Consider the following 17,538-nt stretch of genomic DNA (forward strand, 5'->3'; position numbering starts at 1 on the left):
TGCCAGGGAACTGCCAGCCATGCGCAGGGGCTGACTCAGGTTCACCGGACAGCATCGGTGGCATGGAGATTCCAGGTCAGCCTCGGGTCGAGATCGTCGTACCCGTCAAGAACGAGGAGAACGACCTCGGACCGAACATCAGACGGTTGCGGGAGTTCCTCGACACCGCCTTCCCGTTCCCGGCCGAGGTCTGCATCGCGGACAACGGAAGTACGGACGCCACCTATGAGATCAGCACGCTGCTCGCGAGCGAGCTGCCCGGGGTCCGGGTGGTCCGGCTCGAGCAGTCCGGCCGCGGTCGCGCCCTGAAGCAGGTCTGGTCCGGCAGCACCGCAGAGGTGCTGGCCTACATGGACGTCGACCTGTCCACCAACCTGAACGCGCTCCTCCCGCTGGTCGCGCCACTGCTGGCGGGGCACAGTGATGTTGCCATCGGCACCCGGTTGGCGAAGAGCTCGCGGGTGGTCCGACGGCCGAAGCGGGAGTTTATCTCGCGTTCGTACAACCTGTTGCTGCGGGCAACGCTGAGCGCGCACTTCTCGGATGCGCAGTGCGGGTTCAAGGCGATCCGGGCGGATGTGGCACGGGAGCTGCTGCCGCTCGTGCAGGACACCAGCTGGTTCTTCGACACCGAGCTGCTGGTGCTGGCCGAGAAGGCCGGGCTGCGGATCCACGAAGTACCGGTGGACTGGATCGACGACCTGGACTCGCGGGTCGCGATCGCGAAGACGGTGGGCGAGGACCTGCGGGGGATCGCTCGGCTGACCCGCGATCTCGGTCGCGGCCGGATCGACCTGGAGCCGATCCGGCAGAAGTACGGGCGGCCGCGGATTCTCGATCCACGGACCGCGATGGCCGCCCGGGTCCTCCGGTTCTGCGCGATCGGTGTGCTGAGCACCGCGGCGTACGCGCTGCTCTATCTCGTGCTGCGTCAAGGCATGCCGGCGCAGGTGGCGAACCTGCTGGCGTTGCTGATCACCGCGGTCGGCAACACCACGCTGAACCGGCGGATCACCTTCGGTGTGACCGGCGTCGATGGGCGCTGGCGACATCAGCTGCGCGGGCTGGTCGCGTTCGGGATCGGCTGGAGCCTGACCGCGGCGTCGCTCTGGCTGCTGCATACCGCGGTCTCCGCACCGCACCAGGCGGTGGAGATCACCGTCCTGACGCTGGCGAACCTGGCCGCCACGGTGGTCCGCTTCAGCCTCTTCCAGACCTGGGTCTTCGACGACGACGCACCCACCCTGCCCGCCTTCGAACCCCCAGCGGTTCTCGACCAGACCCGGAGCAACTGACGTGACAACCGTTTCCGATCCTGTGCAGGCCACGCGGCCGCGCGCGATCACCACGCAGTACACGCTGGGCAGGGACAGGATCCTGTACGGCGGTCTGCTCGCGCTGACCGCGATCGCGTACCTGTGGGGCCTGTCGAAGAACGGCTACGCCAACGAGTACTACGCCGCGGCGGTGCAGGCCGGATCGACGAGCTGGAAGGCCTGGTTCTTCGGCTCGTTCGACTCCGCGAGCTTCATCACCGTGGACAAGACCCCCGCCTCGCTGTGGGTGATGGGGCTGTCCGGGAGGATCTTCGGGTTCAACAGCTGGAGCATGCTGGTGCCCGAGGCGCTGATGGGTGTCGCGAGCGTCGGCTTCGTGTACGTGTCGGTCCGGCGCTGGTTCTCCACGAACGCCGGTCTGCTGGCCGGTGCGGTGCTCGCGGTGACGCCGGTCGCCGTACTGATGTTCCGGTTCAACAACCCGGACGCGCTGCTGATGCTGTTGCTCTGCGCCGGTGCGTGGGCCGTGACGCGGGCGATCGACTCGGTCAAGCACTCCGCGCGCTGGATGATCCTGGCCGGTGCGCTGGTCGGGTTCGGGTTCCTGACGAAGATGCTGCAGGCGTTCCTCGTGCTGCCGGCGTTCGGGATCGCGTACCTGGTGGCCGGCAAGCCGGCTCTCGGCAAGCGGATCGTGCACCTGGTCCTGGCGACCGTCTCGCTGATCGTGAGCGCCGGCTGGTGGGTCGCGATCGTCGAGCTGCTGCCGGCGTCGGCGCGGCCGTACATTGGTGGGTCGTCGAACAACAGCATTCTCGAGCTGACGCTCGGGTACAACGGTCTCGGCCGGTTGAGCGGCAACGAGACCGGATCCGTCGGCGGCGGCGTCGGCAACCCCGGTTGGGGTGGCGCGACCGGTCTGCAGCGGTTGTTCGGTGGTGAGTTCGGGTCGCAGATCTCCTGGCTGATGCCGGCCGCACTGCTGTCGATCGTCGTACTGGCCGTCGCCGCGGGCAAGGCGCCGCGGACGAACAAGACCCGCGCGTTCGCGTTGCTGTGGGGCGGGTGGCTGGTCGTCACCTGGCTGGTGTTCAGCTACATGCAGGGCATCATCCACCCGTACTACATGATCGCTCTGGCGCCGGCGTTCGGCGCGGTGATCGGTGGCGCGATGTCGATCCTGTGGCGGCGCCGGGCCGAATGGTTGCCGCGCGCAACTCTCGCGGGTGGTGCGCTGCTCACGGCCGGATGGAGTTTCGCGCTGCTGAACGCGACGCCGACATGGCAGCCGTGGCTGCGCTGGACGGTGCTGATCACCGGCATCCTGGCCGCCGGGCTGGTCATGGCGCTGCCGGAGCTGAAGCTGCGGCGCGGCGCGGCGCGTCGCGGTGGACTGATCGCCGCCACGGTCCTCGCGTTCAGCGCGCTGGCCGGACCGACGGCGTACTCGATCGACACGATCGGCACGGCACATGCCGGCGCGATTCCGACGGCCGGGCCGGGCGGGATGGGCGGTATGGGCGGCATGGGCGGCATGGGTGGCCGTGGCGGGCGGATGGGGATGCCGCCTGGGCAGACCGGCACCGGTACGACGCAGCCGGGCACGGGCACGACGCAGGGTGGAACCGGGACCGGTGCGACGCAGGGTGGTCCTGGTGGGATGCCTGGTGGCGGCGCCGGTGGGTTCCTCGGAGGTGGCGGGACAAGTGGAGTCTCCAGTGAGCTGGTGACGCTGCTGCAGCAGGGTGCGAAGGGTTACACCTGGGCCGCGGCGGCGGTGACCGCGAACGGGGCCGCGCCGCTGCAGATCGCGTCCGGCGAGCCGATCATGGCGATCGGCGGATTCAACGGAACCGACCCGGCGCCATCGCTCGCCGAGTTCAAGGAACTGGTTGCCCAGGGCAAGATCCACTACTTCGTCGGCGGCGGCCGGATGGGTGGCGGGTTCGGCGGGCGCGACGGTGGGACCTCGAGTGAGATCTCCACCTGGGTCAGCGAGAACTTCACCTCCCAGACCGTTGGCAGCACCACCATCTACGACCTCTCCACCGGAAAGGGTGCATGACGATGAAGCAGTCCCCAGAGGCCCAGTTCCAGGCCGCCAGAAACGTGCGACAGCCGGCCCCCGGCCAGCAGCCGGTCACCGATCCCCAGTCAGGAACCACACCCCACCCGGGTGCCACACCCCACCCGGGTGCCGCGCCTCAACCGGGTGCCGCGCCTCAACCGGGTGCTGCGCCTCAACCGGGCGCGACGCATCAGCCGGGAGGAGCGGCGCAGGCCGGTGGTGCGCCTGGGGTGGCGGCGGCTGGTCCGGGGCAACAGGACGGTGTGGGTGCGAAGGCTGTTGGCCGGCCCAGCAACAAGGTGCTCGCGGGTGCGGGTTCCATCCTCGCGGTGCTGGCGTTCCTCGGCGGGATGGCGGTCGGCCACTCGTGGGACGGGACGAGTAACCAGCAGGGTCAGTTCGGCGGTCCCGGCGGTGGGTTCCGCGGCGGCTTCCCCCAGGGCAACGGCCAAGGCAATGGTCAGGGCACGGGGCAAGGCAATGGTCAGGGCACGGGGCAAGGCAACGGTCAAGGCACGGGGCAGGGGACTGGCACATTCCCGGGGCAAGGTCAAGGCCAGGGGACCCAGCAAGGCCAGGGGACCCAGCAGGGCCAGGGGACCCAGCAGGGCCAGGGAACTCAGCAGGGCCAGGGAACTCAGCAGGGGCAGGGGACGAACCAGGTGCCCGGCACGCAGCAGGGGCAGACGCGGACCAGTTGAGTCGCGCCCACACCAGACAGCCCGGCGGGTCCTGAGCGGACACTCGGCCCGCCGGGCGTTGTCTTCTTGACGATCGTCAAGGACGAGACGACACGCGAAATGGTTCACCCGCGCATGCCGGGGGGTAAAGATCGGGTCGTGGAATGGTCGAACGTCACCTGGTTCCTGACCGCGCTCGGCGCGGTCGTCGTGCTGATCACGCGTGTCCGGCTCGGCGGCACGGTGGTGGACGGCACCGGTCACGGTGCCGGCCGGCACGGGTACTCCGCCACCCTGCTGAAGCTGCACACGATCGTCGGCGTGATCACGCTGATCGGCTGGGTCGTTGCCCTGGTCACCGGTCGGCGGGAGATCGCGCTGGTGATGCTGGCCGGCTGGTGGTTGCTGACCGTCGTCGGATTGTTGCTGCTGGCCCGTTGGTTGCCGAGCGGCGGCCGGCATTCGGAGGACACCCAGAGTGACGCCTGGGGATCCGGTGCCGGGCTCTCGGTCCTCGGTCACGTCGGCATGCTGGTCGGCGTCTGCTACTTCACGTTCGTGGCGGTCACCGAGCGTCTTTGAGACCTGACAGCAGCGCCGTCACAGAGCGTCGTACGGCGGCCTCGAACGCTTCTGGTGAGAGCGTTGCCCCCGTCCCGGCGACCCGGTCGTACATCAGCCCGTCGAGCATCGCGGCGACCGGCCATGCGGCGGCGTCCGGATCGGGAACGCTGTACCCGGTCAGCGCCTGCGCGAGCATCGCCCGCAGTTGCCGGCCGCCCTCGTCGATCGCCGCCCGCAACTGCGGCTGCCGGCTCGCTTCCAGTGAGAGCTCGTACCGTGCGACCAGGTCGTCGGGCCGGTGCTCCGCGAGCCCGACGGTCATCGTCACGATCAACTCGAGCGGATCCGTTCCGGCGGCCGGCATGCCGCCGATGTCCCGGGTGAGCATCCGGCTCACGCAGGCGGTGAGCAGCGCGTCCCGCGTGCGCAGGTAGTACGAGGTGGAGCCCGGCGGCAGGCCGGCCTCGGCGTCGACCGCGCGGTGGGTGAGGCCGCGGAGTCCGCGAGTCGCGACGAGGTGGATCGCGGCGTCCGCGATGGCGTCCCGGCGATCCGCACCGCGCGGAACCTGCTTCGTCACGCCGGACAGTCTTGCACTTCCACCCCGGACTCTACAGATGTAGAGTCCGTTGCATGGGTGCTGCCATGGGTACTGGTCCGAAGACGGCGATCGTGGCCGGAGCGGGAATCGGAGGGGTCGCCGCTGCTGTCGCGCTGCAGCGGTGTGGCTGGCGCGTCACAGTTCTGGAGCGCGCACCGGAGCTGGGCGAGGTAGGCGCCGGCATCTCGGTCTGGGCGCCGGCGGTCGCCGTCCTCGAAGAGCTGGGGGTCAAAGGCGTCGAGCAGTCCTCGGTGCCCTCGAAACCGGCCGGGATGCGCAAGCCCGACGGCCGCTGGGTGGTCGGCGCCACCGACCTCGGCGTGGAGATGCCGGTGATGATCCACCGCGCACAGTTGCACGACCTGATCACCGCCCAGTTCGGCCCCGCGGTGACGGTCCGGACCGGGTACGACGTGACCGCGGTCGACCAGGATGCGGACGGTGTCACGGTCAACGGCGAGCTCCGGGCCGACCTTCTGGTCGCGGCCGACGGGATCCGCAGCGTGATCCGCGGGACGCTCTATCCGCAGTACGCCGGACCGCGATACTCCGGGTTCACGGCGTACCGGGGGATCGCGGCCGTGAACCTCGACGACGGCGGCGGCGAGACTTGGGGCCCAGGGCAACTGTTCGGGTTCGCACGGCTGATCGACGGGCGGTACTACTGGTACGGGACCGCCAACCAGCCGGCCGGCACGACCAGTGAGCCGGCAGTGTTCGAGACCTGGCACGACCCGATCCCGCGACTGATCAGCGGCAGCGAAAAGATCCTGCAGAACGACATCTACGACCTGACGCTGCCGCTGGTTCCGTTCGCGAGCGGCCGGGTCGTGCTGCTCGGCGACGCGGCGCACGCGATGACGCCGAACCTCGGACGTGGGGCGTGCTCGGCGATCGAGGACGCCGGGGCGCTCGGCCGGCTGCTGCAAGGCGCCACGGACGTCCCGGCCGCGCTGGCGGCCTACGACCGGGAACGCCGGCCCGCGACGACCAAGCTGGTGAAGCGGTCCCGGAGTCTCGGTCGCCTGGCCCAGACCGAGAACCCGGCGGTTCGTGCGGTGCGTGACGGGGCGTTCGCGCTCGGCGGGAAGCTGGTCGCGCTGCGGCGCCGCTAGGGGCGGACCTGCAGCACTCATCAAGTGCCTCGGAAGACGCGCGGTCGCGCTCAGCCGCGGCTCGACGACGAGGTTGGTGAGTGCTGGGCGTCCGCCCTCGGAGGGTGGATGGAAGAATTACCGGTGTGATCACACCTCCGCAGGCGCCCGAGATCCCCGGTGCGAAGCACATCCACTCCGGCAAGGTCCGGGACCTCTACGAGCTGGAGTCCGGCGACCTGTTGATGGTCGCGAGCGACCGGCAGAGTGCGTTCGACTGGATCCTGGAGACGCCGATCCCCGACAAGGGGAAGGTGCTCACCGCGATGAGCCTGTGGTGGTTCGAGCAGCTCGACGTGCCGAACCACGTCATCTCGACGGACGTGCCGGCCGAGGTCGCCGGGCGGGCCGTGGTGTGCGAGAAGCTCGCGATCTACCCGGTGGAGTGCGTGGCCCGCGGGTACTTGAGTGGCACCGGCCTGCTCGACTACAACGCCACCGGCGCCGTCTGCGGGATCCCGCTGCCGGGCGGCCTGGTCGAGGGCTCGCGGCTGGACACCGCGATCTTCACCCCGGCCACGAAGGCCGAGCTCGGCGAGCACGACGAGAACGTCTCGTACGACGCGGTCGTGGCGACCGTCGGCGCGGACACGGCGGCCGCCCTGCGCGACACCACGCTCGAGATCTACACGACGGCGCGGGCGATGGCCGAGGAGCGCGGGATCATCCTGGCGGACACGAAGTTCGAGTTCGGCGCCCGCGCGGACGGGACGCTCGTGCTGGCCGACGAGGTGCTGACCCCCGATTCGAGTCGGTTCTGGCCGGCCGACCAATGGGTGCCGGGCAAGCAGCAGCCGTCGTACGACAAGCAGATCATCCGGGACTGGCTGCAGTTCGAGTCCGGCTGGGACCGCACGTCCGGTGAGGCGCCGCCGCGGCTGACCGACGAGGTGATCGAGCGCACCCGGGCGGCGTACATCAACGCCTACGAGCAGCTCACCGGCCGCAAGTTCGAGGCCTAGACCACACTCACGCCGAGCGCGAGCAGGACGAAGCGGGCGCCGCGGCCGGCGAGTACGGACAACGCGAAGACGATCGTCCGCATCCGGGAGGCGCCGCCGATCAGCGCCACGCCGTAGAGGGGTGGGATGCCGACGAAGGCGCTCAGCAGCGTGACCGGGATGCCCCAGCGGCTGTCGCTCATGGCGTCCAGGAGGCGTTTGCTGACGTCCCGGTTCCACTGGACGAAGCGGCCCCAGCGGGTGTCCAGGTCGACCGGCTTGGGTTCCTTGGTCTTGCGGGCGGCGTACCCGGGGCGGTAGCGGACGGCGAGGAACATCGCGACCTTGCCGATGGTCTGGCCGATCGACACCCCGATCGCGGCGACGACCGGGTTCAGGGCGTGGGTGGCGCCGAGGGCGAGCACGTACGCCTCGGCGTTCATCACCGGTATGACGGCGGACCCGATGCCGAAGCCCACCGCGAGGGCCAGTTGCCACAACCACATGACTCCGAGGCTAGGCGCCCCGGCGGCCGTTGCCACGGGACTTAACCCCACTTCGGGGAGCGACCAGGGTCACACCTGGCCGCGGCCCGAACCTAAGCGGACAGATGTCCGGAAGTCGGGTGCCGTGGCCGTGCCCGACGTCGATGCGGCGTTCTGGCGTCGCCTCGGTAGGATTCAGGCGTCACCCCGGACCGAAAACTGGAGTAGTCAGTGGCTCGCGTTGTCGTCGACGTCATGCTCAAGCCCGAGATCCTCGACCCGCAGGGCAAGGCGGTGCACGGCGCATTCGGCCGGCTCGGCTTCGACGGCGTGGCCGATGTCCGGCAGGGAAAGCGCTTCGAGATCACCCTGGACGGTGAGGCGACCGAGGAGCGCGTCGCCGAGATCCGGAAGGCCGCGGACACCCTGCTGGCCAACCCGGTGATCGAGGACTACACCCTGCACGTTGAAGGCAATGAAGTGGCAGGGGCCTGATGAAGATCGGGGTCGTGACCTTCCCGGGGTCGCTGGACGACGTCGACGCCCGCCGCGCGGCCGCGGTCGCCGGTGCCGAGGCGGTCGCCCTCTGGCACGGTGACGCCGATCTGCACGGCGTGGACGCGGTCGTCCTGCCGGGCGGTTTCTCGTACGGCGACTACCTGCGGGCCGGCGCCATCTCGCGGTTCGCGCCGGTGATGGAGACGATCATCAAGAAGGCCGGCGAAGGCCTCCCGGTGCTCGGGATCTGCAACGGCTTCCAGGTGCTCTGCGAGTCGCACCTGCTGCCCGGGGCGCTGATCAAGAACCACCACCGCAAGTTCATCTGCAAGGACCAGCCGCTGCGGATCGAGAACAACCGCACCGCCTGGACCAGCGACTACGACGCGAACCACGAGATCACCATCGTGCTGAAGAACCAGGACGGTTCGTACGTCGCCGACGAGGCGACGCTGGACCGCCTGGAGGGTGAGGGCCGGGTGGTCGCCCGGTACCTGGACGGGAACCCGAACGGCTCCTACCGCGACATCGCCGGGATCACCAACGAGCGCGGCAACGTGGTCGGCCTGATGCCGCACCCGGAGCACTGCGTCGAGACACTGACCGGCCCGACCACGGACGGCCTGGGCTTCTTCACCTCGGTGCTGAAGGCCGTCGTCGCTTCCTGATGAGGTTCACGTGGGTGCGGTCGTTCCTGGGCCGCACTCTCTTGCTGGCCGTCGCGTTCGTCCTGGCCGCGACCGGTACGGCGGCCGCGCAGCCCGCGGACCAACCGGAGAAGGTCGTGGTGATCGGCGTACCCGGGCTGACCTGGAGTGACGTCCAGGCGTCGCCGGAGCTGACCGCACTGGTCAACCAGTCGAACGTCGGCTCGATGAGTGTGAAGACGGCCGGTCCGCACACCTGTCCGATCGATGCCTGGCTGACGATCAGCGCCGGCACGCGGGCGTGGGGCAGCGTGCCCGAATGGCAGTGCGGTGACCTGCCCGCGGTGACCGGTGGCAAGGTCGACGGCTGGCAGGCCTATGTGGACCGGCAGGCGGAGCACCACACCGGTGCGCCGATCGGCCGCCTCGGACAGACCGGCTACCCGATCTGTGGCTTTGGTCCGGGCGCTGCGGTCGCGCTGGCCAAGACCGACGGCACGGTGACGAACTGGCAGCCTGAGTTCGACCAGTCCCGGTTGGCGAGTGCGGACTGCGGTGACGCGGTCGTGGACGCCGGCGCGCTGCCGCCACGCGAGGGGCGGGCCGAGGCACGGCAGAAGGTCGCGCAATTGGTTGCCCAGGCTCGCGCGGCGGGCGGCTGGGTGTTGCTGGTCGGTGTGAGCCAGGAGTTGCTCAACGCGCACAAGCAGACGCTGGTCGCGATGCAACTGCCCCCGGACGACGGCGCACGCTGGCTGACCAGTGACAGCACCCGACGGCCCGGCCTGATTCAGCTCACCGACGTCACGGCGACGATCCTCCGTGGCCGGACTCCCGCAGTGGTGGATCCGGCAGGCGACGCGAAGGCCGGTCCGCTGGACGGCAACGAGATCCACTCCACGGGCAGCGTGCACACCGACGCGGCCGCCGTGATCGACGACCGGTTGGACGCGAATCAACGGTTCGAGAAGCCCCGGCCCGTGCTGGTCGCGGTGGCGTTGACGATCGTCGGCGCCGAGTTGATCGCGCTGGCCTGGTTCCTGCTGCGGCGCTCGCCCGCGTCCCGGCGTACCGTCGTGTTCACGCTGCTGATGCAGGGCGGGTTCTTCATCGGGGTGTTCCTGTCGCAGGTGACGCTGTGGTGGCGCTGGCCGTCGCCTGGCTTCTCCTTGTACTGCGTGGTTGTCGGGATCAGCGTGGTGTCCGCCGCGGTGTCGCAGGTGGTGTTCAAGCGACACGCATTCCTCGGGCTGGCGCTGGCGGCGTACCTGGTGTTGCTGGTGGACGGCGTGCTCGGGACACCTCTCCAGGTCGGCAGCATGTTCGCCGACGGGCCGGTGATCGGCGGGCGGTTCTACGGCTTCGGCAACTCGACCTTCGCGACCCTGGCGGTCGGTGCGCTGATCACGGCCGGCTGGGCCGCGCAGAAGCTGATCGACAAGAGCCGGGTACAGGCAGCCCTCGCCGTACTCGCGATCGGCGGCGCGGCGATCGTCGTGGACGGAAAACCGGGCTGGGGGACCGACTTCGGCGGCATCATCGCGCTGACCCCGGCGGTCCTGCTGATGGCCTGGCTGACCTGGCGCGGGAGCATCTCACTGCGTGCGCTGATCGGTGTGGGCGTGGCCGGAGTCCTGGCGGTTTCCGCGGTCGCCTTCCTCGACTACCTGCGTCCGGCCGACCAGCGCAGCCATTTCGGTACGTTCGTCGCCCGGCTCCTCGACGGTGACGTCGACGACGTACTCATCCGCAAGCTGCAGATGGCGGTGCAGTTCTTCACCGGTCCGTCCGGCTGGTTGATGCTGATCGCGGTCGTCCTCTGCATGCTCGCCACGGTGTTCCCGGACCGCGTGCCGTCGCAGGCGTACCGGGAGTTCTACGGGAGTCTGCCGATGATCCGGCCGACCCTCCTGGCGCTGTCGACCTGCGGTCTGGTCGGCATGCTCCTCAACGACGCGGGCGTCGCCCTGCCCGCGATCATGGGCGGGTTCGCCGTCCCACTGCTGGTGGCCCACCTGATCGCCTCCCACCAGCCAGCTACCGTTTCACCTGAGTCCCACCTAGTGCAGGAGTCCTGAGTTGTCGACCGACACCGTTAGCAACGCCACCAGCTCCCCGGAGACAGAGCAGCCCTGGGCCGAGCTCGGACTGAAGCCGGACGAGTACCAGCGGATCCGGGACATCCTGGGCAGGCGCCCGACCAGCTGCGAGCTGGCCATGTACTCCGTGATGTGGAGCGAGCACTGCTCGTACAAGTCGTCCAAGGTGCACCTGCGCAGGTTCGGCGAGATCCCGCAGGAGACGCCGGCCGGGAAGATGCTGGCCGGCATCGGTGAGAACGCCGGCGTCATCGACATCGGCGAGGGGTACGCCGTCACGTTCAAGGTGGAGTCGCACAACCACCCGTCGTACGTCGAGCCGTACCAGGGCGCGGCCACCGGGGTCGGCGGCATCGTCCGCGACATCCTCGCGATGGGCGCCCGTCCGGTCGCGGTGATGGACCCGCTGCGGTTCGGCCCGTTGGACGCGCCGGACACCAAGCGCGTGCTGCCCGGCATCGTGTCGGGGGTCGGCGGCTACGGCAACAGCCTCGGCCTGCCGAACATCGGCGGCGAGGTCGTCTTCGACCCGACGTACGCCGGGAACCCGCTGGTCAACGCGCTGTGTGTCGGCGTCATGCGGCACGAGGACCTGCACCTCGCGAACGCGACCGGCCTCGGCAACCAGATCATCCTGTACGGCGCGAAGACCGGCGGCGACGGCATCGGCGGGGTCTCGGTGCTGGCGTCGGAGACGTTCGCCGACGGGGGTCCGACGAAGCGGCCGGCCGTCCAGGTGGGCGACCCGTTCATGGAGAAGCTGCTGATCGAGTGCACGCTCGAGCTGTTCCAGGCGCGCGTGGTCGAAGGCATCCAGGACCTCGGCGGCGCCGGCCTGTCCTGTGCGACGTCGGAGCTGGCCAGCGCGGGCGACGGCGGCATGCACGTCTCGCTCGACAAGGTGCCGCTGCGGGACGCGTCGCTCGCGCCGGAAGAGATCCTGATGAGCGAGTCGCAGGAACGGATGATGGCGGTCGTCACGCCGGACAACGTCGAGGCGTTCCTGAAGATCTGCGCCAAGTGGGACGTCCAGGCCGACGTGATCGGCGAGGTGACCGACACCGGCCGGCTGGAGATCGACTGGCACGGCGAGCGCGTGGTCGACGTCCCGCCGCGGACCGTCGCGCACGAGGGCCCGGTGTACGAGCGCCCGTACGCGCGACCGGCGTGGCAGGACGAGCTGCAGGCCGACGGCGCCGAGAAGTTGCCGCGGGCAAGCAGCGGCGCGGAGCTGCGGGACACGCTGCTGAAGCTGGTCGCCTCGCCGAACCTGTGCGACAAGTCCTGGGTGACGGACCAGTACGACCGGTACGTGCTCGGCAACTCGGTGCTCGCGCAGCCGGAGGACAGCGGGATGATCCGGGTCGACGAGACCAGCGGCCTCGGCGTCGCGGTGTCGACCGACTGCAACGGGCGGTTCGCCAAGCTGGACCCGTACACCGGCGCGAAGCTCGCGCTCGCGGAGTCCTACCGGAACGTCGCGACCACCGGTGCCCGGCCGGCCGCGGTCACCGACTGCCTGAACTTCGGCTCGCCCGAGGACCCGGCGGTGATGTGGCAGTTCACCGAGGCCATCCGTGGCCTGGTCGACGGCTGCAAGGAGCTGGGGATCCCGGTCACCGGCGGCAACGTGTCGTTCTACAACCAGACCGGTGAGACGCCGATCCTGCCGACACCGGTCATCGGTGTGCTCGGCGTGATCGACGACGTGACCCGGCGGACGCCGATCGGGTTCACGCCGGAGATGGAGGGCCACCAGCTGTACCTGCTCGGCGCGACCGAGGAGGAGCTGTCCGGTTCCGAGTGGGCGCACGTCGTCCACGGTCACCTCGGCGGGCGGCCGCCGGCGGTGGACCTGGAGGCCGAGAAGCAGCTGGCCGACATCCTGATCAACGCCTCGCGGGACGGCCTGATCGACGCGGCGCACGACGTCAGCGACGGCGGTGTCGCCCAGGCCCTGGTCGAGTCCGCACTGCGCGGCGGCGTCGGCGCCCGGGTGTGGGCGCCGGACGGCCTGGACCCGTTCGTCTTCCTGTTCGCCGAGTCGGCGGGCCGGGTGGTGGTCGCCGTACCGCGGACCGAGGAGGTGCGGTTCACGGACATGTGCACCGCCCGCCGCTTCCCGCACGCGAAGATCGGCGTGATCACCGGGGACACCCTCGACGTCCAGGACCAGTTCGACATCCCCCTGACCGAGCTCCGCACCGCCTGGACCGCGACGCTGCCGTCGGTCCTCAACTGATCGGCCGCTGACGGACCCGGGCGCCTGCGGCGCCCGGGTCGGCGGTTGCGGCCCGAGGACCGTGATCTCGGCTAGTCTGCGGTCCCAGACACTTGGCCGGGAGGCGGTTTGACTGCGCGACGTCGCGGACTGACCTGGCTCGGTCGTGTCGTCGCGGCCCTGATCGTCGTCGGTCTGGCGGCGTACCTGTTCGCGGTAGGTCTCGACAAGGCGGACAAGCTCGCCAGCGCGGTCAGTCTGATCGTCGCGCTGATCGTGCTGTTCCTGCCGCTGTTCCGGCGCCGGCGGGAGCCCGCGCCCGAAGCGGCGGTGCCTGTCGCCGAGCCGGCGCCTGCCGGTGCCGACCGCGATGACCTGCGGCCCGCGCGCGGGACGGCGTACCTCGAGGATGTCCGTCAGCTGAAGCCCTCGGTGCTCTTGGACCGGGAGCCGGAGCTCGCGGAGCTGGCGGGATTCTGCGCCGACGAGACGTCGTCGTACTGGCGCTGGGTCGCGGACGCCTGGTCGGGGAAGACCGCGCTGCTCGCGTGGTTCGTACTGCATCCGCCCGCCGACGTCGATGTGGTCTCGTTCTTCATCACCACGCGGTTCAACCCGCACAGCAACCGGGATGCGTTCATCGAGGCGGTGACCGAGCAACTCGACGCGCTGACCGGCCGACGGTCGTCGTACCAGGAGACTCCGGTGCGCGGACGTCACTTCCAGGCCCGGCTCGCCGAGGCCGCGGAGCACAGTCGTCAGGCCGGGCGGCGCCTGGTGCTCGTGGTCGACGGCCTCGACGAGGACCGCGGTGTCGTGATCGACGGCGAGACCTACACGATCGCGGCGCTGCTTCCCGCCGAACCGGTCCCCGGTCTGAAGGTCATCGTCGCCGGACGTCCGCACCCGCCGCTCCCGGCCGAGATCGGCAGCAGCCATCCCCTTCGGCAGCCCGCGAACGTCCATGCGCTGCTGACCGCACCGCAGGCACGGGCCAGCGAGACCGATGCGCGCTCCGAGCTGCGCCGCCTGCTCGCGGACGCACTGGGGCGACAGATCCTCGGGCTCCTGGTGACCGCCGGTGGCGGCCTTGCCGTCGGCGATCTGGCGACCGTCACCCAGAAGCCGCGCGATGTCGTCACGCAACTCCTGGAGTCCTCGGTCGGGCGCACCTTCGTCCGCCGGCCGGTTCGGTGGCGCCGCGGTCAGGAGCGTTACGCCTACGGGCTTGCTCATGAGGAGCTTCGCCGCGAGACCCTCCGCACCCTGGATCCCGCCGAACTCGGCGGGCATCGCCGGTCCCTCGTCAGCTGGTGCGAGTCGGTCGCCGCCGAGGGATGGCCGCACACCACGCCGGAGTACCTCCTGCAGGGGTACCTCGGGATGCTCATCGAGGCCGGTGACCTGGCCCGTGCCGTTGCCGTCGCGACCGACGACGTACGCCGTGAACGCATGCTCGCGATCACCGGTGGGGACCATGCGGCCCGGATCGAGATCGCCGAACTCGCCCAGGCTCTGCAAGCCGTCGAACCTCCGGATCTGGGCCTGCTCGGCCGGCTCGCGCTGCACCGTGCGTACGTCGACGATCGCAACTCGCGTCTTCCGGCCGGCCTGCCGGCGCTGTGGGTTCGGCTGGGAGACGACGAGCGAGCCGACGCGCTGGCCCGCGGAATCGCGTCGGACCAGGACCGGACGTACGCCGTCGGCGAGCTCACCCGGGCGCTGATCCGGACCGAGGACGGGGAGCGGCTCGAGCGGGTGCTGCAGGCAGGCGCGGACCCCGATCAATCGCTGCAGATCCTTGTCGCGATGGTCGAGGTTGCCGTCCGGGCCGGCGACCGGGAACGCCTGGACGCCCTCACGGCCAAGGCCCAGCAACTGGTTCCCCTGGCGACGGACGAGCACCACGTACGGCGGCTGATGCGCGAGCTCGCGGCCGCCGGCGACGATCGCGCCGAGCGCGTCCAGCAAGTGCTGCCCGATCCTTTCGTGAGCATCTACGCGCTGTTCGGCCGGATCGCGTACGCGCAGCAGGACGGCGACGGCGACACGGCCGAGCGTTTGCTGGCGAGAGCCGAACGGATCGTCGGCGATCTCACCGGCGAGCAGCGCCTCGAAGCCGCTGAGCAGTTGGAGATTCTGCGGTCCCGCAGGTCCGCCGGCGCGACGTGGCCACGACCGACGGAGCAGAGCCCGGCGGCCGATCCGCTGGACGCGATCTCCCGGATCACGGCAGGTCCGGAGTACTGGGACGCACTGCAGGACGCGGCGCCCGGGTTGGCGAAGGCGGGACAGGTCGCTCAGATCCTCCAGCTGATCGACCAGGGGCGAGACCGCTTCGAGTCCGGCGCCGATGACACCGGCACCTGGTTCACGAATCCGGCGGAGCAAGCGACGCGGTCGATCGTTCGCCGGCTTGGGTACGACGAGTACGACGACGCCGCGGACGAAGTACTTCGGCTGCTCCCCGACGAAGACGCGACCGACGAGCTGATGGCCTCGCTGGCGAGGGAAGCCGCCACGTCCGGTCGGCTCTCCCGGACCTCTGCGCTGCTCGGCCGCATCTCCCGTCCGGAGGCAAGGCTCGCGGTGCTCCCGGAGCTGGCGCGGGCGCTGCAGGGATCCGGAGACGAGGCAGCCGCCCAGCGCGTCGTCGAGGAAGGCCGCGAACTCGCCGGCCGGGTGGCCGCCGGACTCTCGCGTGACAACCATTCCGCGTACGGCGACATCGTGCGACTGGGCATGGCGTGCATCGACGTCGATCGGCCTGGCCTCGCCGTCGAGCTGGCGGAGTTGGTCCAGCGCAGCGCGGCCCGGGCTGTCGAGCATCCGAACGTCCATGGCCTCGAGGCGTTGGCCGAGGTGCTCGCCCGGTCGGGCGACGCGGAACGTGTCCAGGCGCTGTTGCCGTCGATCCGGACGATGACGGGGGACTTCATCCGCAGCGATGTGGCCGCGGCACTGCTGGAGGCCGGGAACGACGACGCCGCCGAGGCGATGGCACGGCAGATCACGTCGGACCGGCTGCGGTTGAGCACACTGTGCGGCATCGTCGAGTTCCGTGCTCGGCACGGCGCCGATGCCGAGGTGCTGGCCGGCGAGCTGGCCTCGCCGTTGTCCACGTCCGAACGGAGCCGGCTGTCCGACGACGACGTCACGTACCGAACAGGGGCCGTGGTCGCGCTGGCCGCGGGTGGCGACTACGGCGCAGCCATCGAGCTCGCCGGGGGCGTCGCCGACGCCGGCCTGCGGGAGCGGATCGCTTACGGGCTGTGTCTGCGTGCGGCGACAGCCGGCGACGCCGGCGCGACCGACGAGCTCCTGACTGAGGTGAGCGACCGCGGCAACAGGTCGAGGGTGATGGTCGCCCGGGCGCGGAATGCCGCGGCGGCCGGGAGGCAGGACGAAGCGGCCGAGTGGCTCGCGGGCGCCGTCGCCGAGGCGGAGGCCGCCGGTCCGGACAGCCGCCCGTTCTGGGTCTGGGTGAACCTTCTGGAATCGGGACTTCGGGGCGACCACGCCGCCGACGTACTCGATCGCCTGTGGGCGCTCGCGGACGCCGAGTCCGACGAGGACGAGCGTGATCGCGAGTTCGGGACGCTGATGACGCTGTACCGGCGGTCGGGCCGGCTCGACGACGCGCGGGCCGCGTTCGGCCGGCTCGAGGTTCCGTTCCAGCGGGACTTCGCCCTTCGGCAATGGGCGCGGGAGCCGGGAGCCGCCGACGACCCGGCGTTGGAAGCCGTGATCGCGGAGCTCGACGACGAAGCGCAGGACCAAGCCCGCGGGTGGCTGGCGACGGCCGTGGCCGCCGAAGGCGACTACCGGCGGGCCGGTGAGCTGGCCGGTGAGCTCGCCCGCTCACACGATCCTGATCTGCCGGTAACGATCGTGAAAGCCGCGGCCGCGGCCGGCGATGTCGCGTTCGCGGAGCAGTTCGTGGAGCGGGCGCTGGAGAAGACGCGACTGGTCGACAGCAAGGTTCGGCTGTGGTGTGAACTCGCCGGGTCGGTGGGTTCGGACCACCGGCATCTCGTACCGGGATGGCTGCGCCGGGCCGAGCGGCTCGCGATGACCGCCCACAGTCCGCGCGGGCAGGCAGTGGCCTTGGAGCAGATCGCCGAGGTGGCCGAGCCGGAGTACGCCCGGCGGCTGGTGGCGAGAGCTCTTGTCGTCGGTCCTTGGCAGGCCCCGTTGAAGCAGATGGCGCGGGTGGACCCGGACGGCTTCGCAGCCCTGGCCGATGTCGTCATCGACTTGGTGGCGCCGCGGTCGTAGTCCGTCAGGCAGCTCGTGGTGACCA

The 17,538-nt window shown here is 70.3% G+C and carries 13 protein-coding genes; 11 read left to right on the top strand and 2 right to left on the bottom strand.

Annotated features, from left to right (window positions below):
- Positions 1–62: 62 nt before the first annotated feature.
- From ACFYRH_RS07580 to ACFYRH_RS07595, 4 genes are all read left to right on the top strand, one after another.
- Positions 63–1,295, top strand: coding sequence for a glycosyltransferase (locus ACFYRH_RS07580; RefSeq protein WP_387769699.1), 1,233 nt, complete (start codon positions 63–65; stop codon positions 1,293–1,295).
- Position 1,296: 1 nt separating this feature from the next.
- Positions 1,297–3,342, top strand: a complete 2,046-nt coding sequence (locus ACFYRH_RS07585) for a glycosyltransferase family 39 protein (protein WP_387769702.1) — start codon at positions 1,297–1,299, stop codon at positions 3,340–3,342.
- A gap of 233 nt (positions 3,343–3,575) precedes the next feature.
- Positions 3,576–4,046, top strand: a complete 471-nt coding sequence (locus ACFYRH_RS07590; protein WP_387769705.1) for a hypothetical protein — start codon at positions 3,576–3,578, stop codon at positions 4,044–4,046.
- Between the two features lie 138 nt (positions 4,047–4,184).
- Positions 4,185–4,607, top strand: coding sequence for a hypothetical protein (locus ACFYRH_RS07595; protein WP_387769708.1), 423 nt, complete (start codon positions 4,185–4,187; stop codon positions 4,605–4,607).
- Here the strand turns inward: ACFYRH_RS07595 and ACFYRH_RS07600 are convergent.
- The gene (locus tag ACFYRH_RS07600; protein WP_387769711.1) at positions 4,591–5,169 is read right to left on the bottom strand and encodes a TetR/AcrR family transcriptional regulator; all 579 of its coding nucleotides are present in this window, start codon (positions 5,167–5,169) and stop codon (positions 4,591–4,593) included. The two genes, ACFYRH_RS07595 and ACFYRH_RS07600, sit on opposite strands and share 17 nt — an antisense overlap.
- A 53-nt stretch (positions 5,170–5,222) precedes the next feature.
- Here ACFYRH_RS07600 and ACFYRH_RS07605 point away from each other — a divergent pair, with 53 nt between their 5' ends.
- On the top strand, positions 5,223–6,305 hold the full coding sequence (locus ACFYRH_RS07605; RefSeq protein ID WP_387769714.1) for an FAD-dependent monooxygenase: 1,083 nt from the start codon (positions 5,223–5,225) through the stop codon (positions 6,303–6,305).
- Between the two features lie 125 nt (positions 6,306–6,430).
- A complete protein-coding gene (locus tag ACFYRH_RS07610; protein ID WP_387769717.1) occupies positions 6,431–7,306 on the top strand; it encodes a phosphoribosylaminoimidazolesuccinocarboxamide synthase in 876 nt (291 codons plus the stop codon).
- On the opposite strand, the gene ACFYRH_RS07615 is transcribed toward ACFYRH_RS07610, so the two are convergent.
- A complete protein-coding gene (locus ACFYRH_RS07615) occupies positions 7,303–7,791 on the bottom strand; it encodes a hypothetical protein (protein WP_387769720.1) in 489 nt (162 codons plus the stop codon). The genes ACFYRH_RS07610 and ACFYRH_RS07615 overlap by 4 nt on opposite strands.
- A 210-nt stretch (positions 7,792–8,001) precedes the next feature.
- Here ACFYRH_RS07615 and purS point away from each other — a divergent pair, with 210 nt between their 5' ends.
- The 5 genes from purS to ACFYRH_RS07640 all read left to right on the top strand — a co-directional run bounded on the left by purS (position 8,002) and on the right by ACFYRH_RS07640 (position 17,513).
- A complete protein-coding gene (purS, locus tag ACFYRH_RS07620) occupies positions 8,002–8,265 on the top strand; it encodes a phosphoribosylformylglycinamidine synthase subunit PurS (RefSeq protein WP_387769723.1) in 264 nt (87 codons plus the stop codon).
- The gene (gene purQ, locus ACFYRH_RS07625) at positions 8,265–8,936 is read left to right on the top strand and encodes a phosphoribosylformylglycinamidine synthase subunit PurQ (protein ID WP_387769726.1); all 672 of its coding nucleotides are present in this window, start codon (positions 8,265–8,267) and stop codon (positions 8,934–8,936) included. Before purS ends, purQ begins: the two co-directional genes overlap by 1 nt.
- Positions 8,937–8,950: 14 nt before the next feature.
- Positions 8,951–10,993: a hypothetical protein gene (locus tag ACFYRH_RS07630; RefSeq protein ID WP_387769729.1), complete on the top strand. Its 2,043-nt coding sequence runs from the start codon at positions 8,951–8,953 to the stop codon at positions 10,991–10,993.
- Position 10,994: 1 nt separating this feature from the next.
- Positions 10,995–13,256 (top strand): phosphoribosylformylglycinamidine synthase subunit PurL, encoded by a 2,262-nt coding sequence (gene purL, locus ACFYRH_RS07635; protein WP_387769732.1) that lies wholly within the window; start codon positions 10,995–10,997, stop codon positions 13,254–13,256.
- 108 nt (positions 13,257–13,364) lie between these two features.
- Entirely contained in the window at positions 13,365–17,513 is a 4,149-nt protein-coding gene (locus ACFYRH_RS07640; protein WP_387769735.1) for a hypothetical protein, read from the top strand.
- Positions 17,514–17,538: the final 25 nt, after the last annotated feature.

It is taken from the genome of Kribbella sp. NPDC004875 (genome assembly GCF_042873375.1).
In the GTDB taxonomy this organism is placed as follows: domain Bacteria; phylum Actinomycetota; class Actinomycetes; order Propionibacteriales; family Kribbellaceae; genus Kribbella.